This is a genomic window from Empedobacter sp. EJD.6dd (assembly GCF_057369435.1).
Genome location: NZ_CM170667.1, coordinates 1,666,413 through 1,692,582 on the forward strand (window position 1 = coordinate 1,666,413; position 26,170 = coordinate 1,692,582).

A 26,170-nucleotide genomic window follows, 5' to 3' on the forward strand; every position below is an offset into this window, starting at 1 on the left:
TTGCTTAAAGAACTTCTAAGATATGACAATTAATTGTAATGGTCGTTTGATTGATCTCAACGAACCAAAAATTATGGGAATTTTGAATACAACGCCAAACTCTTTTTATGATGGTGGGCGTCATCATTCGATCGATTTAATTTTAGAAAAAGTAGAAAAGCACTTGTCTGAAGGTGCGGATATGATTGATATTGGGGGATACTCGACAAAACCAGGTGCTGAAAATATTTCGGAACAAGAAGAAATTGATAGAACAGCTCCAGTTATCGAAAAAATTGTTGAACATTACCCAGAAATCATTCTCTCTATCGATACATTTCGTGGAAATGTTGCACGAGAAACTATAAAAGCTGGAGCTTCTATTATTAATGATGTTTCGGGTTGGGAATTGGACGAAAATATGTTTGAAGCAATCAAAGAACTTCGAGTTCCATATATTTTGATGCATATGAAAGGAACTCCTCAAACAATGCAAAAAAATCCTGAATACAACGACATCACACTTGAAGTGAACGAATATTTTTCACAAAAAATTGCTCAATTAAAAGCTGCAAAAGTAAATGATATTATTTTGGATCCTGGTTTTGGATTTGCTAAAACATTAGATCATAATTATGAATTATTCAGTAAAATGGAAGCTTTAGGATTTGGAGATTTCCCTCTACTATTAGGTATTTCTAGAAAATCTATGATTTATAATTTATTCGAAACGACTCCGCAAGAAGCTTTAAACGGAACTTCTGTTTTGAATATGGTTGCATTACAAAAAGGGGCAAAAATTTTGCGTGTACACGATGTACGCGAAGCAAAAGAAACATTGCAAATTTTTCAGAAATTGAATCAAAAATAAAATAACAAAGCCACTTCAAAAAGTGGCTTTGTTATTTTAATCAATAATTTTACTATTCGGGAAGAAAACCTTGAATGTATCAACAATATTAATATCCGAAGTTAAAATTTGCCAATGCGAATCTTTCACAAATTCAAACACAACCTCGTTGTTATATAAGTTCTCATCTTCAATATTTACATGCAAATTATTTTCCTTTCTATCACCAATAATCAATGCTTCGGTTACATTTTCCATTTTGAAACACAAATTTTCTAATTGCTCATATTCTACAAAAATACCATCTTGCTGATCGATGACTTCTTGCAATTCGAAAACCGAATATTCTTCCGTTTCACTTTCGCCATCAATCCAAAGTATTTTCCAAAAATAATCCTGTATATCTTTTATAGGAGTAATCACCTCTTCCATTCGTTGAATTTGGTTTTCGTCTTCTCCGTAAATTTCTATTTTATAAGTTTCCATATCTAATGCAAAATTAAAAAAGTAACTTCAAATTGAAGTTACTTTTTTAATTTTTATACTTTTTCTAATTCATGCTTTACTCGTTTTTCAGATTTGATATCCATAATCTGAATCGATTCTTTACTAAAAATCTTAAACGAATGTTCATGTTTCTCTAAAAGAAAATCATAAGGTCCTTTTGGTGCGATTAATTTTACTAAAACTGGTGCTGTTTCTAACGAAATAAAAACAAGAGCTATAAAAATAGCTGCAGTTCCTAAAATTGGATTATTGACAGACAATTCATCTAATGCTTGCATACGAGCAGCAAAACCATTGTAATTTTCTTCAGTAGGCTTAGCAGCGTCAATTTCTTTCTCTTTTGCAACATTCAATCGATCCAATTCTTTATTAATCTCAGCTAAACGTGGTGCTGATTGTTGAATATAAGTTTCGATTTCAGCAGATTTTTGTTTTTTCAATTCAGCTTTACGTTTAGCATTTGGCCCATAACCTTCACGACCAGTAGTTGTTTCTGTTTGTGTTCCAACCACCTCTTTTTCCAATTCTGTAGAAGCAGAATTATACTCTGTTCTTAATTTATCAATTTGAGCATAGATTTCCTTTCTTTCATTCGAAAAAGGAGTTCCCAATTCAGCGTAACGAGCATCAATTCCTTTTTGCAATTCTGCCTTATTTCGATTGACAATGATATTTAATTGCTTATCAATTTCTTTCTCAAATATTTTTAATTCTAACGGTTTCGAAATCACAATCCCTAATAAAACTGCAACTAAAATACGTGGTAAAGCGACAAAAAACTGACGAAAAAATCCTCCTGATTTTTTCATCGAGGTTACAATATATCGATCAAGATTAAAAATCATCAATCCCCACAACAATCCAAAACCTGTTGCTGCATATATGTTATCAAAAACTGTATTCAACGCATATCCTGCTGACAATGCTGCCAAAATACCAGTAAATAAAATGACACCTCCAATACCGACGTGTTTGTTGATATCTGTTGGTGTTTTTTTCAAGAGTTCAAGACTACTCCCTGAACAGATGATTAAAAATTTCTGTAGTCCATTCATTTTTCAAATATAGTACTTTGTATAACATAATATTAAATATCGTGCCAAAAAACTAATAATCAATTATTAATAATTTTCATTATTATTTGTTTTTTTAAAAAAAGTAATAACTTTAATCACTTAATTTAATATTATATTATGAAAAAAATTTTACTATTCACTACCCTAAGCACAGCATTATCTACTTTTGCTCAAATTCAAGTTATCGATACTGAAAATGACATTGAAATTAGTTCCCTTTCAGATAATGGAGAAATAGCTACTTTTTCTTCTCCAAGTAAAATGTATATTTGGACTAAAGAAACAGGTGTTCAAGAACTATCAAACTATGCTCCAACTGTTGGAAGAAGTGGTACTGTTATATTAAATGCTGATGGTACTAAAATAAGCTCAACTGTAATGAATCCTTCAACAGGAAATAATGAAATGGGTTTATACGATATTTCAACTAAAACGTGGAAATATCTTGGCGGTTTAAAACACTATATGGGTAATGAAGAAAGTTCTGCGTACTCTATATCTAATGATGGAAAAACAGTAGTCGGATTAGGATGGTTTGAAAAGAATTCAGCTCATGCTATTTCTTGGAATGAAACTACTGGGATTAAAGATTTAGGTAGTTCTGTAGTAGGTAATAGTTCTAGAGCAAATGATGTAAATAGTAATGGTGATATTATTGTTGGTTGGCAAGATAATTCTGAATGGTACAGACAAGGAGCTATTTGGAAAGATGGAAAGCAAACATTATTTTTTGGAAAAGAAGGGGAATATGCAGGTGAAGCAATTGCAGTATCTTCTAATGGAAAATGGATTGTTGGAGGATATTTAAATTATGATGCATGGATTTGGAGTGAAGAAACTGGAATATTTCCTGTTGGATATCCCAATGCAGGAATGGATTTAAAAGGAGTAAGTACAGGAGTCTCTAATGATGGACAAATTGTTGTTGGTTTTTTTCAAGCAATGACTGCCGAATATTCTTCTAATGGATTTATTTGGACTCCTCAAACTGGTGCTATTCCTTTAACAGAATATCTTAAAACAGGAGGAATTGATGTATCTGGATATTACTTATATGGTCCTGAAGGTATAACAGATAATGGAAAATTTGTATTTGGTAGAGGATTAAAAGATGGAAAACGTATTAATTTTATAGTTGAATTACCAGAATTGTTGGCAACAAATGAAATCGCTAAAAATGAAATAAATATTTATCCTAATCCTGTTAAAGATCAAATTAATATTTCAACAAAAGATAAAATTGCAAAAACTGAAATTTATAGTTTAACTGGACAATTAATTAAATCAACTAAATTAGAAAATAATAAATTAGATGTTCAGAATTTAAAGTCAGGAACATATATTTTAAAAATAATTTTTGAAAACCAAAAAGAAATAACGCAAAAATTCATTAAAAAATAATCCATTAAAAAGCCGAATCAAATGATTCGGCTTTTATATTATACTAACAAACTTATAATTAAGCTTGCTCCTCTATTTTAATTCTCCATCCATAAGGATCATCTGCTAATCCATACTGAATATCCTTCAATTTCTTTTTCAATTGTAATGCGAAAGAGTCTTCTTCAGCTAAAGTTGGTAACTGAGCACGCTCTTCTCCAAATCCTACTGCATCATATTGTGTAATAACAACTGCTGTTCCACAACCAAATACTTCTTTTAACTCTCCAGATTTGTAAGCATCATACAACTCTTGCACTTCTACAGGACGTACTTCAACTTCGTATCCATTGTCTTTTGCTAAAGTTAAAACAGAATCACGAGTTACTCCATTTAAAATACGCTCAGAAGTTGGCGCAGTTAAAATTTTGTTACCGATACGTACCATTACGTTCATTGTTCCTGCTTCCTCGATGAATTTGTGCTCGATAGAATCTGTCCAAATCACTTGATCATACCCATCTTTTTGTGCTTCTGAAGTTGGGAAGAAAGATCCCGCATAGTTACCACCACATTTTGCAAAACCTACACCACCTTGAGCCGAACGGCTATAATAATCAGCAATTTTAACTGATAAAGGTTTGTCGTAATAATTAGGAGCATAAGCTAATAAAATCGCAAAAATAAACTCATTAGATGCTCTTGCAGAAACTGCTTCTTCCGTTGCAAACATTACTGGACGAATATATAAAGACGTTCCGTAATCTTTTGGTACCCATTGACGATCTAAATCAATAATTGCTTCTAAACCATCAATAAAAATTTCTTTTGGAATTTGAGGCATGTTAAGACGTGCCGCAGATAAATTAAAACGCTCGAAGTTTTTCTCTGGACGGAAAATAAATACTTCTTCGTCATCATTTTTGTAGGCTTTCATTCCTTCAAAAATTGTTTGTCCATAATGGAAAGACATTGCTGCTGGAGTCATAGAAATTGGTCCATAAGGAACAATTTTAGGCTCATCCCACTTACCATCTTTGTAGTGAGCAATTAACATATGGTCTGTAAACTCTTTACCAAAAACAGTAGAGTCGAAAACTGAATCATTGAATTTAGATTCAGCAATTTTTTCTATAATCATTTTACGATATATTTTGTTTGTGCTTATCAAAGGTACATTTTATTTGCACTTTTTCATAATAAAAATCATAACTTTCGACGATGAAAAGGATTATTCAAGAAACGGAAGATGGCTCTAAAACTATCTATATTGAAGATTGGGATGAATCTTATCATTCTAAACATGGCGCTGTACAAGAGGCTTTTCATGTATTTATAAAAAATGGTTTTTATCATTTTACAGAAACCAAAATTCCTATTAAAATTTTAGAAATTGGTTTAGGAACTGGACTTAATTCTTTCATCACTTTAATGGAAGCAGAAAAAAATCAAATTCCTGTACAATATGTTGGAATTGAAAAATATCCAGTTTCAGCTGAAGAATTTGAATTGATTAATTATTTTGAAAACGTATTTAAACTTTACCCTGAATTAGAAGATCGTAAAGAAGAATTTTCTCTTTATTATCAACAATTATTTAATTCGAATTGGGAAAATTGGCATCAAATTTCTCCTTTTTTCGAGATTAAAAAAGTGAAAGAAGATTTTTTCAATCTCAAAAATAGCAACGAAAATGAATTTGATTTAATTTATTTTGATGCTTTTGGCTCACGTGTTCAACCAGAATTATGGGAAGAAGGGTTGCTAGAAATTGTAGATTCTTTGACTAAAAAATCTGCAATTTTCACTACTTATGCTGCAAAAGGAACAGTTAAAAGAGGTTTAAAAAAATTAGGATATATTGTTCAAAAACGTCCTGGACCTCCGGGAAAACGAGAAATGATGGTAGGTCTAAAGAACTTTCCTTTTACGAAATAATCTCATTGACAAATTAATTTTAAAAATCGTAAATTTGCATTGGAAAACAATATGATATTTTCCATATTTTTTATGACAAATTACATCGAATATAAATTTAAAGTAGCGGAAGTAGAACCTTTTAATGAAATTATTATTGCACTAATTTCTGAATTACCTTTTGAAACTTTTGTAGAAAACGAAGAAGGTTTTGAAGCTTATATGCCAAAAACTGAAGAAAATATTGACCAAGTAAAAGAAGTAATCGATTCTATCGAGAATATTGATTTTTCTTATACACGCCAAGAAATTGAACAACAAAATTGGAATGCTATTTGGGAAGAGAATTTTACGCCAATTTTAGTAAATGATCAATGTTTAATTCGTGCTGAATTTCACGAAACAATCGAAAATATTCCGTACGAAATTATCATCCAACCAAAAATGTCGTTTGGTACAGGACATCACTCTACTACACATTTGATGGTAGAATATATCTTAGAGACTGAATTTAAAGGAAAAGACATTTTGGATATGGGTTGTGGAACTTCTATTCTAGCAATTTTAGGAATGAAGCGAGGTGCAAACTATGCAGAATGTATTGATATTGACGAATGGGCTGTTGAAAACTCTATCGAAAACGGAAAAAGTAATGGCGTTAGTTTAGATGCTAAAATGGGAGATAATTCTCTTTTAGGAAGTAAACATTTTGACATTATTTTAGCCAATATCAACAAAAATATTTTAATGAGCCAAATTCCATCATATATCAAAGTTTTAAACGAAAATGGAGATTTATTCTTAAGTGGTTTGATGGAGCAAGATTTTGATGATATCTTAGCTTTCTGTACAGAAAATGGTTTGAAATTTGTATCTAAAAAACAACGAAATGAGTGGATTGCACTTCATTTCAAAAAATAAATTGATTATGATAAAATACGCAACACAACCCTTGTGGGAAACTGAAAAAGATTCTGCTGTTGATGTATTAGAGCAAGAATCGCACAAATATCAAATTATTGTTTACAACGATGACGTTAATACATTTGATTGGGTTATTGAGTCTTTAATAGATGTTTGTGAACATACACCTGAACAGGCTGAACAATGTTCTATTTTAATTCACTATAAAGGTAAATGCGAAGTATTAACTGGTGAATTAGAAGATTTAAAACCTCGATGCACTGAGTTATTGAACCGAGGTTTGAGTGCAGAAATTATATAAAAAATTCTTAATAATTATATAAAACAAAATCTGAATCGTCTAGTGTCACATTAGACGATTTTTTGTTTTGATCACTTACAATATACGAATCATATATTTTTTCGTAAACTTGATTCTCCGTAGTTGTATCTACAACTTCAGTCTCTTTTTTTGACGAATTAATAACAATAGGAAGTGTTACCAATGCAATAAATAATACACAAGCAGCAGCCCACCAAACATTAAAATGAATTGTTTTCCCTTGTTTTTTATCAATAGTTTTAGCCAAAATAGTTTGCTCCAAATCATCAAAATAATGATTCGGAACCTGTAGATTTTCTTTTTGTTTAAAAGAATTCAGGTATATTTCGTCCTGTAAATCATTAAAATAATGATCAGGAATTTTAAAATTATTTTTTAATTCATTCTTCATATCACAACTTAGACAATAAAATAAAAAAAAGGTTTAATCATCTAGTTCCAAAGATTCTTTAATCTTAGTAACTGCATGATGATATGACGCTTTTAGAGCGCCAACAGATGTCCTAAAATCTCAGAAATTTGTTCATACTTCAACTCTTCATAATACTTCATCATAAAAACAAGCCGCTGTTTTTCTGGCAAAGTAGCAATTGCTTTTTGTAATTTTTGTTGAATCTCATCTCCTGTAAAATATTCATCAGATGATAAATCATTAGCAACATTCATCGAATAATCTTCAAACGAGACATTATTTTCTTTTGCATTTTTATGAATAAAATTAATGGTTTCATTGTAAGTAATCCTAAAAATCCAAGTCGAAAACTTCGATTCGTTTTTAAAAGAATCTAAGTTTTGATAAATCTTAATAAATACATTTTGAGTGACATCATCAGCATCCTCATGAATCAAAACCATACGACGAATTTGCCAATAAACTTTTTGGTGGTACTCTTTCACAATAAGTTTAAATGCTTCTTCAAAATTTTTATCGCGTATACTATTTGAAATGATCTGATCCAATAGAAAAGTAAATTAAGATGTAAAGCTATTAAATTTAGAAGTATTAAAAATTTATATTTGATTTAATTCTGAATATTTACCATTTTTTTAAGAAGTTCTATACCTATCTAATCAGATAAGAATATATAAGCATTTATTAAACATTTATTTATCAATAATCTTTAAATCAATTAATTTTCAATAAGTTAACTTATTTTGTTTTTTTTATAATTCAATATTTTTTTTCTATATTTGATATACCAAACTATAACTCTATTACCTATGATACAACAAACTTCAATTCTCAATTGTGATTAATTAACACAATTTTCTATTTTATTTTTTTTAATAAATTCATTTAATGTTTAGATTATTCTAAATACATCTAATATTATATAAATAAATTTTTATTAACCCAAATACTATTAAATTATGAAAAAGTCAATTAATGCTTTTCAAGTAGAGAAATTAGAGGATAGAAAAGAGTTTATCTTCTATTGTTTATTACACATGTTCTGTAGCGGTCATGGAGGAAATACTACACCTCCAGGTGGAGGAAATTAATAAAAAAAGAGTTTAGTTTTACTAAACTCTTTTTTTAGAGTAAAATCTAAAAAACCTAACTAAAATGAGCCAAATTAATCAACTCTTTTTTCAAGATGTTGTCGACTTTTTATCTGAAAATGTTGAAATTAATCGTTTAAAAAAAGAACAATTAGACCTAGTTGCAAAAACGTATTATAACTACATTATTCACTTAGATAAATTAATTGATCAAGAGATTCTAATTAGCGCAAAATTACTTGAATCTAATCCTTTATTCAATTTAACCAATCATTACGAATTATGTATTAAAACATTGATTAAACTATTTGGTGAAGATTCAACTATATTTGAGAGTAAAGCAAAGTACAGTAAAATATATTTTGATGCATTAATCAAAGAAAAATTATGGAATTTTGATTCAACTATTCTATCTAAAGAAGAATTTAACAAAATTGCTGTAGAAAAACATATTCCAGTCTTTTTTATTGTAGATGGAATAAAGCTTTTACAACCAAATTATCCGACAGATGATATAAAGTTGATGTTATCATTAATTTTCAGAGGAATACAGATGTATGATGATATAACGGATATAGGAGAGGATTTACAAACAAAACAATTTACCTATATCATTTCTAAGACAATTGAATATTTGAAAAATGATAACGATTATTATCCGGATAATCAACTGTACACACACAAAGCATTTTTTGCTTTAGAAGAGTTATGTAATCCTCAATTTGATTATATGATCAAGCAATTTTCTGATGCGAAAGAAATTGCAATAAAATACAATTTGTCTAAAATTGTAAATTGGACAGAGGTCATAACTTCACAAATACAAGATTGGAAACATCAAATTGAAGGAATTAGAAATGCTTAATACAATTACAGACATTAATTTTTCGTTCACTAAAAAGAATGAACAAAATTGGATTTTAGAACATTCAGAAAAGTTTTTTATTGTAAGTGATGAAATAAAATCACTATTAGAAATTTTAAAAAAAAATAAATATAATCTCGAAAATTCTTATCAGGATTTCATTAAAGAATTTGATTATGTTTCTTATGATGATTTTAAAACAATCGTAGCTCAAAATCTAAAAAATTTAGAATTAGATAAAGTAGACAATCAACAAAAAAAAGAAAAATCATTTATACTTTTCGAAACAAAATTAATTTCTAAGGAAAAAGCGGCTCTATTTTCTAAAATTTTAAAGCCTCTATTTCAACCAACTTTTTTTTGGATTATATTTCCCCTTTTATTTATCTTCTCGATGTATAATCTTGCCCAAATGCATCATTTCCATCTCGAAAAAGAATACATGCTCCTCCTATTTCTACTGTACATAGTAAGTGCATTTATACACGAATTTGGGCATATTGCAGCTTGTAATCGATTCACTAAAAAAAATGGTGAAGTTGGTGTAGGAATATACTTTGTTTTTCCTGTTTTTTATTCAAACATCACACCTATTTGGACAGCAAAAAAACAAGAGAGAATTATCACAAACTTGGCTGGTGTATATGTACAACTGTTTATTATTGCAGCATTATATATTGCCTATCTTATAACAGACAATCATCAATTGCAAGACGTTATTGGCATTAGTACGATGATTATTTTGTACCAGTTGATTCCTTTTATTCGTACAGATGGTTATTGGATTGTTTCAGACCTAACAGATACACCAAATCTTTTACCAAGTAGTACAAAAAAAATAAGTGAATTAATTAAAAATCCGCTCAAATTTAGACTAACTGACAAAAAAGATTGGTTTGTTTTCCTGTATGGATTATTCAATCAACTTGTAATGATTTATCTGATTATAAGTATTCTTAAAACTTACAAATCTCAACTTATAACAGGACCAATTGAATTGATTAAAACATTAATCAATCATCCAAAAAATCTTTTGAATTATCTTAATTCTAATATAGAATTAATGATTATTTCAGTTGTATTCTATATGATTCTTTTTAATTTAATTAGACGTATTTTCAAAAAATAAAGATTACAAATCCGATTCTATTTAATTATAAAATATACAAAGTTTGGGCATTCCCTCGCTAATAATCATTCGATAATAAAATTATAATCAAAAAGCTCGATCGGGCTAACCGTTCCAATCTTTTGTTTTTGGGGTTGCTGAGCTTGTCGAAATACAAAAAACAAAAGGATTTCCACTGCTATCCCTAACGCGGGTTGAGTTCTAAGTTTTGAGTTATAAGTTATAAGTTATAAGACGTAAGATTTAAGGCTTACAGAATAGAAGTAGAAGTTAAACTATCATAAGGGTGTTTTCAAGTTCTGAGTAAGTTGTAAAAAGGAAGCTTTCATTTTATCAAGAAGAAGCTTCTCGTTGACTAATTAGAAGCCTCTTGTTGGATGAAAGCAAGCTTCTTGTTTTATAAAACATAGTTTGGAGATGCGTAAAGCTTAAAACGTTCAGCCTAAAGCGCGACGTATAACCACAAAAAAATCCTCAAGAAATAAATCTTGAGGATCTTAATAAAAACTGGCGACGACCTACTCTCCCGTAAGTAATAGTACCATCGGCGCAGGCAGGCTTAACTTCTCTGTTCGGAATGGGAAGAGGTGAGCCCTGCAGCTATAGTCACCCTAATATTTTTAAATAGGTATTAGTTCCTATTATATGTTGACATTATCAGAAGCTCTAGGCATTAAGCTTAAAGCTTTAGGCGTAAAGCCTTCACACAATCTTTGGTATTACATGTTTTAATCCAAATAAGATTAACTAACCTTCTCTATGACGATTAAATCATTTGTTAGTATTTAATCTTTAATTTAATTTTTATTGGTATTGCTACCAACTATCTCTGATTCGTACTTTCGAAAAAGTCTATGGGTAATTAGTACTACTCGACTATGACATCACTGCCTTTACATCTATAGCCTATCAACGTTGTAGTCTACAACGACCCTTTAAAGAAGTCTAATCTTGCGGCGAGTTTCGCACTTATATGCTTTCAGTGCTTATCTCTTCCAAACGTAGCTACTCAGCGGTGCACCTGGCGGCACAACTGATACACCAGAGGTTTGTTCAACACGGTCCTCTCGTACTAGAGTCAACTCCGCTCAAACTTCTAACGATCACAACAGATAGAGACCGAACTGTCTCACGACGTTCTGAACCCAGCTCGCGTGCCACTTTAATGGGCGAACAGCCCAACCCTTGGGACCTTCTCCAGCCCCAGGATGTGACGAGCCGACATCGAGGTGCCGAACCTCCCCGTCGATGTGAGCTCTTGGGGGAGACTAGCCTGTTATCCCCGGAGTACCTTTTATCCTTTGAGCGATGGCCCTTCCATACGGAACCACCGGATCACTATGTCCTGCTTTCGCACCTGATCGACTTGTAGGTCTCACAGTCAAGCACCCTTATGCCATTACACTCTACGCACGGTTACCAAGCGTGCTGAGGGTACCTTTGAAAGCCTCCGTTACTCTTTTGGAGGCGACCACCCCAGTCAAACTACCCACCATGCACTGTCCTTCCAAATGGAAGTTAGGCTCCAAGTAAATAAAGGGTGGTATTTCAACAATGACTCCACAATACCTAGCGATACTGCTTCATAGTCTCCCACCTATCCTACACATTATTTACCCGAAGTCAATACAAAGCTATAGTAAAGGTTCACAGGGTCTTTTCGTCCCGTTGCGATTAACCGGCATCTTCACCGATACTACAATTTCACCGAGATCATGGTTGAGACAGTGCCCAGATCGTTACACCATTCGTGCAGGTCGGAACTTACCCGACAAGGAATTTCGCTACCTTAGGACCGTTATAGTTACGGCCGCCGTTTACTGGGGCTTCAGTCAAAACCTTCGAGTTACCTCTAAGCTCCTTCCTTAACCTTCCAGCACCGGGCAGGTGTCAGACCCTATACGTCATATTTCTATTTTGCAGAGTCCTGTGTTTTTGATAAACAGTCGCCTGGGCCTTTTTACTGAGGCTGACATTGCTGTCAGCGACCTTTCTCCCGAAGTTACAGGTCTATTTTGCCTAATTCCTTAACCATGAATCGCTCGAGCGCCTTAGGATACTCTCCTCGACCACCTGTGTCGGTTTACGGTACGGGCTGCACATCTCGCTATTTCTTGGAACAATGTTCAGAGGATTATCACTCCAGCCGAAACCTTCGTGTACTATCCCTACTTTACGTAGGTTCAACGTACTATTCCGTCAGTACGCACCTCCTACAATCATTCGTCACTTTTATTGAGTGCAGGTACGGGAATATTAACCCGTTTGCCATCCACTACCCCCAAAGGGTTCGTGTTAGGTCCCGACTAACCCTCAGCTGATTAGCATAGCTGAGGAAACCTTAGTCTTACGGCGAATAAGTTTCTCACTTATTTTATCGTTACTCATGCCTACATTTTCTTTTCTAAAAGCTCCACCACCCATTACCAGGTGACTTCTGCGCCGTTAGAATGCTCCCCTACCAGATGTACATAAGTACAAATCCATAGCTTCGGTAATATGCTTATGCCCGATTATTATCCATGCCGGATCGCTCGACTAGTGAGCTGTTACGCACTCGTTAAATGAATAGCTGCTTCCAAGCTAACATCCTAGCTGTCAATGCAATCCAACCGCGTTTTCTCAACTTAGCATATATTTGGGGACCTTAGCTGATGGTCTGGGTTCTTTCCCTCTCGGACATGGACCTTAGCACCCATGCCCTCACTGCCTAGAAACATATATTAGCATTCGGAGTTTGTCAGGAATTGGTAGGCGGTGAAGCCCCCGCATCCAATCAGTAGCTCTACCTCTAATATACTTAACTAAACGCTGCACCTAAATGCATTTCGGGGAGTACGAGCTATTTCCTAGTTTGATTGGCCTTTCACCCCTACCCACAGGTCATCCGAAGACTTTTCAACGTCAACCGGTTCGGTCCTCCACTTTGTGTTACCAAAGCTTCAACCTGCCCATGGGTAGATCACAAGGTTTCGCGTCTAATACTACTGACTTAAGCGCCCTATTCAGACTCGCTTTCGCTACGGCTCCGGACCTGAAGTCCTTAACCTTGCCAGCAACATTAACTCGTAGGCTCATTATGCAAAAGGCACGCCGTCACACTTACGTGCTCCGACCGCTTGTAGGCGTACGGTTTCAGGTTCTATTTCAACTCTCTATTCGAGATACTTTTCACCTTTCCTTCACAGTACTAGTTCACTATCGGTCTTTGAGGAGTATTTAGCCTTGGAAGATGGTCCTCCCATATTCGGACAGAATTTCTCGTGTTCCGCCTTACTCGTTATCAACTAGATAAAAATTTCACCTACGGGACTATCACCCTCTACGGTTAACCTTTCCAGGTTATTCTGTTATCCTTATAAAGTCTTTAGGGCTAATCCGCGTTCGCTCGCCACTACTTACGGAATCTCAATTGATTTCTTTTCCTATTGGTACTTAGATGTTTCAGTTCCCAACGTTCGCTCTCTAATAAATTAGAGTGACATGTCTTCAACATGCCGGGTTGTCCCATTCGGAAATCTTCGGATATAATGTGTATGTGCCACTCCCCGAAGCTTATCGCAGCTTATCACGTCCTTCATCGCCTCTCAAAGCCTAGGCATCCGCCGTACGCCCTTTGTAACTTTTTTCTCGATTTAACCGTCATATTATTGAGCGGTTATGTTAATCTTACTCGTTTTTTGATTAATTGTATACCTTTATAAAACTTTGATCTATTTCTAAATCTGTTTGTTTTTGATTGTATGCGATTATAAATAAATTTATAATCTGTTTCTAATAATGTCAATGAACTCTTCTGTTAATTCGGAAATATGATAATCTGCTAATTAGCTAATTAAATAATTCTCAAATTAAAATCGTGGAGAATATCGGAGTCGAACCGATGACCTCTTGCGTGCAAGGCAAGCGCTCTAGCCAGCTGAGCTAATCCCCCTCTTTATGTTATTTAGTAGTCTCAGGCAGACTCGAACTGCCGACCTCTACATTATCAGTGTAGCGCTCTAACCAGCTGAGCTATGAGACTCTTTAATACTCTTAAAGAGTGGTCTATATTTATATATACAGTACAGAATAAAAAGCCGAATCAAAATCAATCTTCTAACTAATAGAAGAAAATTCGTCGTTCTCTAAATATGAGATGTTCCAGCCGCACCTTCCGGTACGGCTACCTTGTTACGACTTAGCCCTAGTTACCAGTTTTACCCTAGGCAGCTCCTATTACGGTCACCGACTTCAGGTACCCCCAGCTTCCATGGCTTGACGGGCGGTGTGTACAAGGCCCGGGAACGTATTCACCGCATCATGGCTGATATGCGATTACTAGCGATTCCAGCTTCATAGAGTCGAGTTGCAGACTCCAATCCGAACTGAGATAAGTTTTAGAGATTCGCATCTTGTTGCCAAGTAGCTGCCCTCTGTACTTACCATTGTAGCACGTGTGTAGCCCAAGACGTAAGGGCCGTGATGACTTGACGTCGTCCCCACCTTCCTCGCGGTTTGCACCGGCAGTCTCATTAGAGTCCCCGTCTTTAAACGCTGGCAACTAATGATAGGGGTTGCGCTCGTTGCAGGACTTAACCTAACACCTCACGGCACGAGCTGACGACAGCCATGCAGCACCTTGCATTCTGTCCGAAGAAATTACTGTTTCCAATAACGTCATTATGCATTTAAGCCTTGGTAAGGTTCCTCGCGTATCATCGAATTAAACCACATGCTCCACCGCTTGTGCGGGCCCCCGTCAATTCCTTTGAGTTTCATTCTTGCGAACGTACTCCCCAGGTGGGATACTTATAACTTTCGCTTAGCCACTGAATCCGAAAACCCAACAGCAAGTATCCATCGTTTACGGCGTGGACTACCAGGGTATCTAATCCTGTTCGCTCCCCACGCTTTCGTCCATCAGCGTCAGTTAATGTTTAGTCACCTGCCTTCGCAATTGGTGTTCTGCGTAATATCTAAGCATTTCACCGCTACACTACACATTCCAGCAACTTCAACATTACTCAAGACTAACAGTATCAATGGCAGTTCTATCGTTAAGCGATAGGATTTCACCACTGACTGATTAATCCGCCTACGGACCCTTTAAACCCAATAAATCCGGATAACGCTTGCACCCTCCGTATTACCGCGGCTGCTGGCACGGAGTTAGCCGGTGCTTATTCTTCTGGTACCTTCAGCTACTCACACGTGAGTAGGTTTATCCCCAGATAAAAGTAGTTTACAACCCATAAGGCCGTCATCCTACACGCGGGATGGCTGGATCAGGCTTCCACCCATTGTCCAATATTCCTCACTGCTGCCTCCCGTAGGAGTCTGGTCCGTGTCTCAGTACCAGTGTGGGGGTTCACCCTCTCAGGCCCCCTAAAGATCATCGTCTTGGTGAGCCGTTACCTCACCAACTAACTAATCTTACGCATGCCTATCCTACTGCGATAAATCTTTCAAAAAATTATGATGCCATAATCTCTATTATAAAGTATTAATCCTCCTTTCGAAGGGCTATCCTTTTCAGTAGGGCAAGTTGCATACGCGTTACGCACCCGTGCGCCGGTCTCTAGTTCCCGAAAGAACTATACCCCTCGGCTTGCATGTGTTAAGCCTCCCGCTAGCGTTCATCCTGAGCCAGGATCAAACTCTCCATTGTAAATTATTTTTTTTAGTCTAAAAGACTTCTGTTTTTACAACTTCGAATTTCCTATAGCTCCATTATTCAAGGATTGACTTCGTTATTATTCGGCTATTATTTCTTCTGTATATATTATAATTTCAAATGAACTTCTCAGTTTCAAACTTACTTAAACATCGCTGTCGCAGTAAGCGGTTGCAAAGGTAAAACTTATTTCTTAACTACCAAATTTTATTTTAAATAATTTTAAAGTTTTTATTTCAATAAGTCAATTTACTTCTCATCGCAATCACTCTCGTTATTTGCGGTTGCAAAGGTAAAACTTATTTTTAAAACTAACAAAATTTATTTTTAAATATTTTTTGATCGTTTTCGTCTTACTATGTCAACTACAATACTACTCGTCTTTCGTATTGGGATTGCAAATATACAACCCATTTTTCCGAACTTCCAAACTCATTTTACATTTATTTTACATTCTATCCCTAACTGACTGTTATGACGCGAAATATTTTTTGATAAAAGTGATGAGTGGTGAGTTTTGAGTAGTGAGAATGGATATTTTTGATTGACAATTTTTGAAATACGAGGGAAAGATTGTAGAGGTTCAGTAGAAAATTGGATAATATAAAAGAACATATATTCATTTTTTCTTGATACAAAAAGAATCAATGCCTCGATATACTCAGCACAAGCAAATCAAAAACTCAACAAAAAGGCATTTTGGAATTTCGTTAAATAAGAAAAAACATCTTTATTATAGTCTAAAATAACTACCAGTTTTCTCGACAAGCTCGAAATGACAAGGAAAATAAGGTTGGTTTATTACGCAAAAGTGCGTTTTCACCGCAAGAAATGATTAGACGTTTTGCTTTTATTTACTAAAAGAAAAAGCAAAATGTCTACTTTATAGGTAACTACTCGCGAGAAATTGCGCAAAGCGGAATTATTTGTAATACTAATCTATACTTTCGTAATCGTGTTTTTCTGCAATATGATCTACAAAAGACACCTTTCTTAGCTTTGCGTTTTTCTTTGGAATAATTGGATAACCTTTTATCTCGGCATAAACCTTAGTAAATTTCGCACCGAAATAAAGAATTGTTGCGACATAATATATCCACAACAAAAGAATAACAAGCGAACCTGCAGAACCGAAAATTGTAGAATATTTAGAATTTGCAATATAAATACCTATTAAATATTTTGCTATAAAGAATAGAATCGCTGTAAAAACCGCTCCAACAAGAGCCGGTTTTCCCTTGATACGAGCATCTGGGAGTATTTTAAACAAAATGTAGAAAATCAAAATTGAAATTGAAATACTTAATGTGTTATTAAGTAATATAACTGTTGTCTTTGTTATAATTACATCAAGTTCAAATAAACTGAAAATTTCTTCTCCAAAACTCATTAATACACTATTTAATATTACTGTTGCTATTAACACGATTCCCAATGAAAGGATAATTAAAAAAGACAGACCTCGGTTTATAACAAACTTAATCCAAGCTCTACGTGGAACCGCTTCGACACGCCAAATAAGATTAAGACTATCTTGCATATCAGTAAACATTGTCGTAGAACCAAAAATTAAAATTCCGATACCTATATATAATGCTAGCGAACTGTCTCCTGAAATTGTTGAATTTGTCACGAAATTTTGTACAGATAAAGCAACATCTGGACCTACAATATTTTTTAATTCATAAAACATTCTATTTTCGATAGCATCTTTCTTAAAAAATAAACTGGCACTTGAAATGACAATTAAAATAAGAGGTGAAAGCGAAAATAAAGCGTAATACGTTAACGAAGCACTCAATTTCATAATTCGGTCTTCACCAAATTCGACAATTGTCTGTTTTAAAATAGTAAAGTAGAATTTTAATTGCTTCATTGAGTTGGTTTAGAGATTAAAGATACAAATTCATAAAATCTATAACAAAAAAAAGACCATTCGATGAATGGTCTTTAAAAATATATCTTAAATCTTAGCTTACACTAACATTGTAACAGGATTTTCGATGTACATTCTTAATGTTTGTAAGAATTGCGCACCTGTTGCTCCGTCTACTGTTCTGTGATCACAAGCTAAAGACAATTTCATTGTGTTACCAACTACAATTTGTCCGTCTTTTACAACTGGTTTTTGAATAATTGCACCAACTGATAAGATACAAGAGTTTGGCTGATTGATAATCGATGTAAATGATTCGATTCCAAACATACCTAAGTTAGAAACTGAGAAAGTAGATTTTTCCATTTCGTCAGCTTTTAATTTACGATCTCTTGCACGACCTGCGTAATCTTTGACCTCAGCAGAAATTTGAGCAAATGATTTTTGATCAGTGTTTTTAACAACAGGAACTAATAAACCATCTTCTACAGCAACTGCAACACCAATATTGATATCACCATGCTGAATAATTTCTGTATCTGTCCAAGTAGAATTTACAGCTGGATGCTTGCGTAAAGCCATTGCACATGCTTTAACAACCATATCATTGAACGATACTTTCGTATCAGGAACAGTATTTAATTGTTTACGTGCAGCAATTGCATTATCCATATCTAACTCTACATTTAAGTAATAATGCGGAGCTGTAAATTTAGATTCTGCTAAACGTTTTGCGATTACTTTTCTCATTTGAGAATTTGGAATCACTTTATCTTCACCAGAAACAAAAGTTTGAGCAGGTTTCACTGCATCTGATTTCGCTTCAGCTTTTGGTTGAGCACTTGGCTGATAATTTTCGATATCTTTTTTCACGATACGTCCATTATCTCCAGAACCTTTAACCTCAGCTAAATTAATTCCTTTATCTTTTGCAATTGTTTTTGCTAATGGAGATGCAAAAATTCTGTCATTAGAAGAAGTTTCTTCTACTTTATTATTTACATCTAACTGAACAACTACTGGTTTTTCGTCCTCTACTACAGCTGTAGCAGGAGCAGCAACTTTACCTCCGTTTGCAACAATTGCAGAAACGTCCGTACCAGCTTCACCAATAATTGCTAATACAGAATCTACTGGCGCAGGTTCGTTTACTTTAGCACCTTGATATAATAAAACACCATCAAATTCTGATTCGAATTCTTGAACTGCTTTATCTGTTTCAATTTCTGCTAAAATATCACCTTCCGCAACTTTATCTCCTACATTTTTGTGCCAAACTACAACTGTTCCTTCTTCCATTGTATCAGAAAGACGAGGCATTGTAATTACTTCCACATTTGCAGGAATTTCTGCAGCAGGTTTTGCTTCTTCAGTTTTTGTTTCTGTATTGGGAGTTGATTTTTCTTCTTTAACTTCAGTTGTAGCTTTTGCACCACCACCAATTAAACCAGAAATATCTTCTCCTTCTTTTCCGATAATTGCTAAAACTTCATCAACATTTGTTGATACACCTTCTGCAACACCTTGGTATAATAAAACTCCATCAAATTCTGATTCGAATTCTTGGATTGCTTTATCTGTTTCAATATCAGCTAAAATATCTCCTTCCGAAACTTTATCTCCTACATTTTTGTGCCATTTTACAACAGTTCCTTCCTCCATTGTATCGCTTAAGCGAGGCATTGTAATAATTTCTGCCATGGTTTAGTTGTTTTCGATTTTATCTAAGAATGGATAATTTTCTTCAGAGTAAATGTAATCATACATCACATTTTCTTCTGGATAATTAGAATTTTCAGCAAATTCTGCACATTCTTCAACTTGTACTTTCACCTCTTCTATAATAGCATCTAATTGTTCTTTAGTTGCCCAATTATTTGCTAATATATGCGCTTCTACATTCAAGATTGGATCTTCTTGTTTGTACTCTTCTACCTCTTCTTTTGTACGATAAGGTTCAGCATCAGACATAGAGTGACCTCTATAACGATATGTACGTACATCTAAGAAAGTTGGTCCATCTCCACGACGAGCACGCTCTACCGCTTCGTAAGCTGCTTCTGCAACTTTTACAGGGTCCATACCATCTACAGGCATACAAGGCATTTCATATCCTAATCCTAATTTCCAAATATCTTCGTGGTTAGCAGTACGAGAAACTGAAGTACCCATCGCGTATTGATTGTTTTCACACACAAAAACAACTGGTAATTTCCAGTTCATCGCCATGTTAAAAGTTTCATGTAATGTTCCTTGGCGAGTTGCACCATCTCCCATCAAACAAATTGTAACACCATCGCGGTTGAAAAATTTATCACCAAAAGCAATTCCTGCTCCTAATGGAATTTGTCCACCTACAATTCCGTGTCCACCATAAAAATTATGTTCTTTACTGAAAACGTGCATAGATCCTCCTAAACCATGAGAAGTTCCTGTTTCTTTACCACATAATTCTGCCAAAATACGTTTTGGATCAACACCCAAAGCCATTGGCCAAACGTGGCAACGATAAGCAGTTATCACATGATCTACACCAGGTTTCATTGCATGAATAAAACCAGCTGGTAAAGCTTCTTGCCCATTGTATAGATGTAAGAAACCTCTAATTTTTTGCTTTAAATATAATGAACGACACTTATCTTCGAAGCGACGCCAAAAAGTCATATCACGATACCATTGTAGGTACGTTTCTTGCGTTAATTTTTCCATAATTGCACAATTCCGTTGGAACAAATTTAAACTAATCTATTTAGTGTACAAAATTGCTACCCTAAAAATTCATCAGTAAAATGCAATGGAAGTAAATCTTTCGCTGAATTTAAGACAAAAACTTCCCCTTCATTACCTGATAAAATAACTTCTATAGGCTGTTTCTGTTTCTTTTCAATTTCTAAAATATATTGACGACACATTCCGCATGGAGGCAGTGGATAATTGACATTTGGTGTAGAAACCGCCAATTTTTGGATCTTTATATTAGGATAATTGGCATTTACATAAGCCAATAAACCTCTTTCCGCACAAGTCCCAACAGGATAAGATGCATTTTCTTGATTTGAACTCGAAAAAATTTCTCCATTCTCTAATTGCACAGAAGCTCCAACTTTAAAATTAGAATAAGGTGCATAAGCTTGATGAGAAATTTCTAAAGCATGATCAACCACTTTTTTTTGTTCAGCTTCAAGCTCATTTTTATTTTCGAATCGATCAAATTCAAAAGAATATTTTTCTTTTTTCATATAGATTAAACACTAAAGTGTTTTATTTAATTAATTATTAAATACTTAAGTCCTTTTATCTATTTTATTAATTAGAAAAAGGAAGTAAATTTATAAAAAATCATCATATGTTGGTAAAAATTTTTGCAAGTGCTATTTTTGGAGTTTCCGCTCAAACCATTATTGTAGAAGTTAATATTGATCAAGGAGTTGGTTATCATTTGGTCGGCTTGCCTGATAGCGCTATTAAAGAAAGTAATTTTAGAATAAATGCTGCGTTAAAAAATTCTGAGTTAAAATTACCTGGAAAAAAAATCACCATTAATATGGCACCAGCAGATTTACAAAAAGAAGGTTCTGCTTATGATTTACCAATCGCTATTGGTATTTTAGCTGCTTCAGAACAAGTAAAATCAGAAAATTTAGACACTTTTGTCATCATGGGCGAATTATCGCTCGATGGATCTCTTCGACCAATAAAAGGTGCTTTACCTATTGCAATACAAGCCAAAGCAGAAGGTTTTAAAGGAATTATTTTTCCAAAACAAAATGCTGACGAAGCAGCAGTTGTACAAGGAATAGATGTTTATGCTATAGAAAATATTAGAGAAGTTGTTGATTTCTTAAATGAAAAAATCAAATTAAAACCACATCAAGTTGATTTGAATACCTCCTTTTTTCAAGAAATTGAAAATTATCCGTTTGACTTTGCTGATGTAAAAGGACAAGAGAATGTGAAACGCGCGATGGAAATTGCTGCTGCAGGCGGACACAATATTATTTTGATTGGTCCACCAGGAAGTGGAAAAACTATGTTAGCTAAAAGAATTGCATCTATTTTACCTCCTATGACTATAAATGAAGCCTTGGAAACAACAAAAATACATAGTGTTGCAGGAAAATTATCCAACAAATCATTAATTATTAGCCGTCCTTTTTCATCTCCCCATCATTCTATATCAGACGTCGCGTTAGTTGGAGGTGGATCGTATCCGCAACCTGGAGAAATTTCTTTGGCGCATAATGGTGTTTTATTCTTAGATGAATTACCCGAATTTAAACGAGCTGTTTTAGAAGTAATGCGTCAACCATTGGAAGATCGAGAAGTAACAATTTCGAGAGCAAAATTTACGGTGAATTATCCTGCGAGTTTTATGCTTGTTGCTTCAATGAATCCAAGTCCAAGTGGTTATTTTATGGATGATCCAAACAACACCTCATCTATACAAGAAATGCAACGTTATATGAATAAAATTTCTGGTCCATTGTTAGATAGAATTGATTTGCATATCGAAGTAAATCCTGTTCCTTTTGATGATTTATCACAAGAAAGGCGTGGAGAAAAAAGTGCTGTGATTCGTGAACGTGTAATTAATGCAAGAAATATGCAAACCAAACGATTCGAAAATACAAATGTTCATTACAATTCGCAAATGGGTCCTAAAGAATTAGGTGCTTTTTGTGAATTAGATGATCATTCTAAAAATTTAATTAAAGTTGTAATGGAGAAATTAAATCTTTCGGCACGTGCGTATGACCGAATTATTAGAGTTGGACGAACAATTGCAGATTTAGATAATTCTGAAAAAATACTTTCAAAACATATCAGCGAAGCTATTCAGTATCGAAGTTTAGATCGAAATCAATGGATGTGAGTTTAATTATTAATGATGAATTATGTGTTATGTGTTATGTGTTATGTGTTATGTGTTATGTGTTATGTGTTATGCGTTATGCGTTATGCGTTATGCGTTATGCGTTATGCGTTATGCGTTATGCGTTATGCGTTATGCGTTATGCGTTATGCGTTATGCAAAAAAAGGAATCTTTTTCAAGATTCCTTTTCCATTTACTAAAATTCAAATTCACCGACCAAAATTCCTTCTCCTCCTCCATTCGGATTATTATTTTGGAAAGTTATCATCTTCTTCACTTCTTTACCTGAACTATACATTAAGTAAATTTCTGCCGAAATAGTTGTTGGCCCCGAAATACTCATTTGTCTTTCTCCAAAAAAGTTAGTTTCGATTTTATATTTTCCTTTAATTGCTTTTTTCAACATAAATTGTTCTGGTCCGAAACCTTGTGTCACATCTTCGCTAATACGACCACCAATTGCAGTTGTGCGATGCCCATAAAAACATTTTTCACCGTTTGGGTCAGTTACCCACAAATCAATATCAGTCATATCTTTGTTCCAATTCATCACCACACGAATATCAACTGGAATATCAACAATGATATCTTTATTAATATGTGATAAATTTAATTCTTTGCGATGAAGCGAAATCAAATTGTTTATTTCCGGAACAATAATTTCTGTGATATCACGATCTCTGTTTGCAATTTCTACAGAATAATCATTTGTCAAAACTTTATACAAATGCTCTAAAGCCGATTGATATTGCTTATTATCTTGTAACGCTAATGCATAATCGCGGTAACTCTGTGCATCAAAAGGTCGCCAATCCAATACTTTTTTTGTGATAAACAATTCTGTTGGATATTCTTCTATTTCTTTCAATTTATAGGCTAACATTTTATACAATTCTGCATCTTCTAAACCTAAATCGGCAATAGAACTTAAAATTCTCAAACCAGTTTCGTTTTGATTTTGTTGAATGAAAAAAGTAGCAACATCAAAATAATACGCAGGCGTTTCGGCATAATCTTTTCTCAAGTCTAAATACGTTTGATAAGGATTTTTAGAAGCTTCTATCAACTTCATGTATTCTTTATCCGATTTCACATTGACTATTTTAATTTCCGGAACCGAAGCAAATTCTTCATCCTTCATTTTTTTATCAACAGAATTACTCAAACTCGAAACTCCTCTAATTCTCATACTTGAAGATGCTTCATAGCTTACTTCTTGTAAAGCAGATGCTTCTCTTAGCTCTGGAATCACCATATTCACTTGCGCAGTCTCTTCTAAATAAGTTGTAGAATCTGCAACAGGCTTTGGATATTTTGGTTTCACATATTTAAAATCTTTCTTCCACCACTCTTTTAATTCTTTTGCTTTCGCAATTGCGTTTTTCAATAAATCAGCTTTTCGAGTTTCTTTTTGTTCAAAACCTTGTTTCGATAATTTATTGAATTCATTTTGCAATTCTGCTGGTGGATTGATTTTATATTTTACATAATCCGAAACATTTTCTAACACAATCAAACTTGTATTTGATGTTACAATCGAGAATTGTTTTCCAATTTCTTCAATATCCGTTTTATTTAGCTCTGGATTTAGTTCGAGTGTATTTACTTTACTTTGTGCCCATATCTTACTAATTTCAAGATTTGGAGTTGATTTACTCAAATCCAATTCTTTATTAAATTCTACTTTTCCATTTCGTCCAAACATCATTGTTAATTTCGCATTTGGAGATTGAGAAATTCCAGCTATAGAAATCCCATTATTCACTTCATTTGTAGAAATTGGATAAACTTCGCCTGCAACATTATTTATAATTCCTAAAAACTGAACAGTACTTTCATTAATTTGCTTAAACGCATTTTCTACCGAGTTTTCATTTAGATTAATAAATTTTGCACCATTTTGTTGTGCTATCAATTTCAGCACTCCAAAATTTGATGTTGCAGATGTAGAAATCGTATAAATAGGTTTATTAATTTGAAATTGATTTGAACCAAAAGATGAAATTCCATCCGAAAACATCAAATATTCATCCGCTTTTAAATTTGTAGGAAGAATTTTTGCATAATTTGTACCTCCATCATAGGTAACATTTTCTAAGTATTTTCTCAATTCAGACCAATTACCATTTTTGATTTGAAATAATCTCGATTTCTCTAAAGATATATTTAACAACGAAACTTCAATATTTAGATTCTTTTGCTGAGAAATTAACTGATTCAAAAATTCTAATTCCTTTTTATGATTACGTTTTAATCCACTCAACGAATTATCCCAAATAATCCCAATATTTTTCGACCAAACTTTAGGTTGAGATTTTGTATCAATCAACATATTTGTGTAGAAATATACCGAACCATCTACATTTTTCTGAACAAAAGATTCTACATTATTTGGCTTTTTTGGAAGATTAATAATTAACGATTTCTTAGGCGTAAAATCTGTTTTAGATAAATTCGCTTCATATATATTACTGTTTCCAGAAAAACTGAACGAGCCATCTGGCGATTCTATCAACTGTGGTTTTCCCTCTGCATTATATACTTTAGTTGTCAAATTAAACTTCGATATTTTTTTCGAAGAATCTAAAGGCAATTGATATTGAACCGTTGATTTATCCAGTTTTAATTCCTGATAATATGATAATTGAATTGTACGTGAACCTTTGGCTGGAATTGGAGAAATTCTTGTTCGAAAATTATTTCCCTCAACTTTTTCAACAATGCCTGGATCGATATTTTGTTTCTGAATACTTTCGAAAACCTCAACAGCGCGAGCTTTTGTTACAGGAACAGCATTTCTCAGTTTACCATTTATATCAATCGCATATCCGCTAATCGTTGTATTTTCGGGTAAAGGAAAAACTAAATTTCCTTCGAGATTACGATTCGAAGAATTTGTAAAAACTAACGTAGTGGTTGTTTTAGCTAAATTTCCTAAAATCTCTACTTGTACATCCACTGATTGTAAACTCACTGATTTTTCATCAGGACGTTGACCAATTTCAATGCGAGGAAATCCAATTCGAATGTCTTGCGCATTTATTTTTGAAGAAAAGACAATTCCAACAAAAACAACGAAAAAAGAAAATAACTTTTTCATATAGTTCAATTTATAGGTTAGATGCAGATTTGAAATAAAAGGTTGGTTGATTAAATTTAAAAATAAATCACTAACTTTAAATTAGTTAAAACTTATTACTTATGAAAAATATATTTTACATCGGAGGATTATTCCTAGTTATATTATCAATTGTTCTTTTATTAATGTTTCCTAATTCTGGTAGAATGAGTTTAATTTCTGGAATGATTTTA

At 33.6% G+C, this 26,170-nt stretch carries 18 protein-coding genes, 2 tRNA genes, 3 rRNA genes and 1 pseudogene; 9 read left to right on the top strand and 15 right to left on the bottom strand.

The window, feature by feature from the left end; genetic code table 11:
• Positions 1-22: 22 nt before the first annotated feature.
• Complete coding sequence (folP, locus tag AC2I98_RS07835; protein WP_486414031.1) at positions 23-850, top strand: dihydropteroate synthase; 828 nt, start codon at positions 23-25, stop codon at positions 848-850.
• 36 nt (positions 851-886) lie between these two features.
• On the opposite strand, the gene AC2I98_RS07840 is transcribed toward folP, so the two are convergent.
• Positions 887-1,315 (bottom strand): hypothetical protein, encoded by a 429-nt coding sequence (locus AC2I98_RS07840; protein ID WP_486414032.1) that lies wholly within the window; start codon positions 1,313-1,315, stop codon positions 887-889.
• A 53-nt stretch (positions 1,316-1,368) separates the two neighbouring features.
• Positions 1,369-2,391: a DUF4407 domain-containing protein gene (locus AC2I98_RS07845; protein WP_486414033.1), complete on the bottom strand. Its 1,023-nt coding sequence runs from the start codon at positions 2,389-2,391 to the stop codon at positions 1,369-1,371.
• Positions 2,392-2,529: 138 nt separating this feature from the next.
• On the opposite strand from AC2I98_RS07845, the gene AC2I98_RS07850 reads away from it, so the two are divergent.
• Positions 2,530-3,813, top strand: a complete 1,284-nt coding sequence (locus AC2I98_RS07850; protein WP_486414034.1) for a T9SS type A sorting domain-containing protein — start codon at positions 2,530-2,532, stop codon at positions 3,811-3,813.
• A 58-nt stretch (positions 3,814-3,871) separates the two neighbouring features.
• On the opposite strand, the gene AC2I98_RS07855 is transcribed toward AC2I98_RS07850, so the two are convergent.
• Positions 3,872-4,933 (bottom strand): branched-chain amino acid aminotransferase, encoded by a 1,062-nt coding sequence (locus tag AC2I98_RS07855; RefSeq protein ID WP_486414035.1) that lies wholly within the window; start codon positions 4,931-4,933, stop codon positions 3,872-3,874.
• An 80-nt stretch (positions 4,934-5,013) separates the two neighbouring features.
• Here AC2I98_RS07855 and mnmC2 point away from each other — a divergent pair, with 80 nt between their 5' ends.
• From mnmC2 to AC2I98_RS07870, 3 genes are all read left to right on the top strand, one after another.
• Positions 5,014-5,730, top strand: a complete 717-nt coding sequence (mnmC2, locus tag AC2I98_RS07860) for a tRNA (5-methylaminomethyl-2-thiouridine)(34)-methyltransferase MnmC2 (RefSeq protein ID WP_486414036.1) — start codon at positions 5,014-5,016, stop codon at positions 5,728-5,730.
• A 72-nt stretch (positions 5,731-5,802) separates the two neighbouring features.
• On the top strand, positions 5,803-6,630 hold the full coding sequence (gene prmA, locus AC2I98_RS07865) for a 50S ribosomal protein L11 methyltransferase (RefSeq protein ID WP_486414037.1): 828 nt from the start codon (positions 5,803-5,805) through the stop codon (positions 6,628-6,630).
• Between the two features lie 7 nt (positions 6,631-6,637).
• Positions 6,638-6,934 (top strand): ATP-dependent Clp protease adaptor ClpS, encoded by a 297-nt coding sequence (locus AC2I98_RS07870; RefSeq protein WP_171621907.1) that lies wholly within the window; start codon positions 6,638-6,640, stop codon positions 6,932-6,934.
• Between the two features lie 7 nt (positions 6,935-6,941).
• Here the strand turns inward: AC2I98_RS07870 and AC2I98_RS07875 are convergent, their stop codons facing one another.
• Together AC2I98_RS07875 and AC2I98_RS07880 are read right to left on the bottom strand one after the other, a co-directional pair.
• Positions 6,942-7,346, bottom strand: coding sequence for a hypothetical protein (locus tag AC2I98_RS07875; protein WP_486414038.1), 405 nt, complete (start codon positions 7,344-7,346; stop codon positions 6,942-6,944).
• Between the two features lie 33 nt (positions 7,347-7,379).
• A pseudogene (locus AC2I98_RS07880) lies at positions 7,380-7,915 on the bottom strand (RNA polymerase sigma factor).
• A 411-nt stretch (positions 7,916-8,326) separates the two neighbouring features.
• Between AC2I98_RS07880 and AC2I98_RS07885 the strand changes: the two are divergent.
• The 3 genes from AC2I98_RS07885 (at position 8,327) to AC2I98_RS07895 (ending at position 10,452) form a co-directional block, all read left to right on the top strand.
• Positions 8,327-8,458 carry a hypothetical protein gene (locus AC2I98_RS07885; protein ID WP_486414039.1) on the top strand — a complete coding sequence of 44 codons (132 nt, stop codon included), beginning with the start codon at positions 8,327-8,329 and terminating at the stop codon, positions 8,456-8,458.
• A 64-nt stretch (positions 8,459-8,522) separates the two neighbouring features.
• Entirely contained in the window at positions 8,523-9,323 is an 801-nt protein-coding gene (locus AC2I98_RS07890; RefSeq protein ID WP_486414040.1) for a hypothetical protein, read from the top strand.
• A complete protein-coding gene (locus AC2I98_RS07895; RefSeq protein ID WP_486414041.1) occupies positions 9,301-10,452 on the top strand; it encodes a hypothetical protein in 1,152 nt (383 codons plus the stop codon). Before AC2I98_RS07890 ends, AC2I98_RS07895 begins: the two co-directional genes overlap by 23 nt.
• A gap of 505 nt (positions 10,453-10,957) precedes the next feature.
• Here the strand turns inward: AC2I98_RS07895 and rrf are convergent.
• From rrf to AC2I98_RS07940, 9 genes are all read right to left on the bottom strand, one after another.
• Positions 10,958-11,066, bottom strand: a 5S ribosomal RNA gene (gene rrf / locus AC2I98_RS07900).
• A 228-nt stretch (positions 11,067-11,294) separates the two neighbouring features.
• Positions 11,295-14,081: ribosomal RNA gene (locus AC2I98_RS07905) — 23S ribosomal RNA — on the bottom strand.
• Between the two features lie 231 nt (positions 14,082-14,312).
• Positions 14,313-14,386, bottom strand: a tRNA-Ala gene (locus AC2I98_RS07910).
• Between the two features lie 16 nt (positions 14,387-14,402).
• A tRNA-Ile gene (locus AC2I98_RS07915) sits at positions 14,403-14,476 on the bottom strand.
• A 107-nt stretch (positions 14,477-14,583) separates the two neighbouring features.
• Positions 14,584-16,102 (bottom strand): 16S ribosomal RNA (locus AC2I98_RS07920).
• The 16S, 23S and 5S rRNA genes sit together here with 2 tRNA genes alongside, the layout of an rRNA operon.
• Positions 16,103-17,042: 940 nt before the next feature.
• A complete protein-coding gene (locus tag AC2I98_RS07925) occupies positions 17,043-17,984 on the bottom strand; it encodes a YihY/virulence factor BrkB family protein (protein WP_486414042.1) in 942 nt (313 codons plus the stop codon).
• 99 nt (positions 17,985-18,083) lie between these two features.
• Positions 18,084-19,685, bottom strand: coding sequence for a 2-oxo acid dehydrogenase subunit E2 (locus AC2I98_RS07930; protein WP_486414043.1), 1,602 nt, complete (start codon positions 19,683-19,685; stop codon positions 18,084-18,086).
• A 3-nt stretch (positions 19,686-19,688) separates the two neighbouring features.
• Positions 19,689-20,693, bottom strand: a complete 1,005-nt coding sequence (gene pdhA, locus AC2I98_RS07935; RefSeq protein WP_486414044.1) for a pyruvate dehydrogenase (acetyl-transferring) E1 component subunit alpha — start codon at positions 20,691-20,693, stop codon at positions 19,689-19,691.
• A 56-nt stretch (positions 20,694-20,749) separates the two neighbouring features.
• Positions 20,750-21,223 carry a cytidine deaminase gene (locus AC2I98_RS07940; RefSeq protein ID WP_486414045.1) on the bottom strand — a complete coding sequence of 158 codons (474 nt, stop codon included), beginning with the start codon at positions 21,221-21,223 and terminating at the stop codon, positions 20,750-20,752.
• A 107-nt stretch (positions 21,224-21,330) separates the two neighbouring features.
• On the opposite strand from AC2I98_RS07940, the gene AC2I98_RS07945 reads away from it, so the two are divergent.
• The gene (locus AC2I98_RS07945) at positions 21,331-22,857 is read left to right on the top strand and encodes a YifB family Mg chelatase-like AAA ATPase (RefSeq protein WP_486414046.1); all 1,527 of its coding nucleotides are present in this window, start codon (positions 21,331-21,333) and stop codon (positions 22,855-22,857) included.
• Between the two features lie 197 nt (positions 22,858-23,054).
• On the opposite strand, the gene AC2I98_RS07950 is transcribed toward AC2I98_RS07945, so the two are convergent.
• Positions 23,055-25,958: a VIT domain-containing protein gene (locus tag AC2I98_RS07950; protein WP_486414047.1), complete on the bottom strand. Its 2,904-nt coding sequence runs from the start codon at positions 25,956-25,958 to the stop codon at positions 23,055-23,057.
• Between the last annotated feature and the right edge of the window lie 212 nt (positions 25,959-26,170).

Coding starts and splice junctions, on each gene's coding strand:
- folP (WP_486414031.1), top strand. CDS start 23: ATGACAATTAATTGTAATGGTCGTTTGATTGATCTCAACGAACCAAAA.
- AC2I98_RS07840 (WP_486414032.1), bottom strand. CDS start 1,315: ATGGAAACTTATAAAATAGAAATTTACGGAGAAGACGAAAACCAAATT.
- AC2I98_RS07845 (WP_486414033.1), bottom strand. CDS start 2,391: ATGAATGGACTACAGAAATTTTTAATCATCTGTTCAGGGAGTAGTCTT.
- AC2I98_RS07850 (WP_486414034.1), top strand. CDS start 2,530: ATGAAAAAAATTTTACTATTCACTACCCTAAGCACAGCATTATCTACT.
- AC2I98_RS07855 (WP_486414035.1), bottom strand. CDS start 4,933: ATGATTATAGAAAAAATTGCTGAATCTAAATTCAATGATTCAGTTTTC.
- mnmC2 (WP_486414036.1), top strand. CDS start 5,014: ATGAAAAGGATTATTCAAGAAACGGAAGATGGCTCTAAAACTATCTAT.
- prmA (WP_486414037.1), top strand. CDS start 5,803: ATGACAAATTACATCGAATATAAATTTAAAGTAGCGGAAGTAGAACCT.
- AC2I98_RS07870 (WP_171621907.1), top strand. CDS start 6,638: ATGATAAAATACGCAACACAACCCTTGTGGGAAACTGAAAAAGATTCT.
- AC2I98_RS07875 (WP_486414038.1), bottom strand. CDS start 7,346: ATGAAGAATGAATTAAAAAATAATTTTAAAATTCCTGATCATTATTTT.
- AC2I98_RS07885 (WP_486414039.1), top strand. CDS start 8,327: ATGAAAAAGTCAATTAATGCTTTTCAAGTAGAGAAATTAGAGGATAGA.
- AC2I98_RS07890 (WP_486414040.1), top strand. CDS start 8,523: ATGAGCCAAATTAATCAACTCTTTTTTCAAGATGTTGTCGACTTTTTA.
- AC2I98_RS07925 (WP_486414042.1), bottom strand. CDS start 17,984: ATGAAGCAATTAAAATTCTACTTTACTATTTTAAAACAGACAATTGTC.
- AC2I98_RS07930 (WP_486414043.1), bottom strand. CDS start 19,685: ATGGCAGAAATTATTACAATGCCTCGCTTAAGCGATACAATGGAGGAA.
- pdhA (WP_486414044.1), bottom strand. CDS start 20,693: ATGGAAAAATTAACGCAAGAAACGTACCTACAATGGTATCGTGATATG.
- AC2I98_RS07940 (WP_486414045.1), bottom strand. CDS start 21,223: ATGAAAAAAGAAAAATATTCTTTTGAATTTGATCGATTCGAAAATAAA.
- AC2I98_RS07945 (WP_486414046.1), top strand. CDS start 21,331: ATGTTGGTAAAAATTTTTGCAAGTGCTATTTTTGGAGTTTCCGCTCAA.
- AC2I98_RS07950 (WP_486414047.1), bottom strand. CDS start 25,958: ATGAAAAAGTTATTTTCTTTTTTCGTTGTTTTTGTTGGAATTGTCTTT.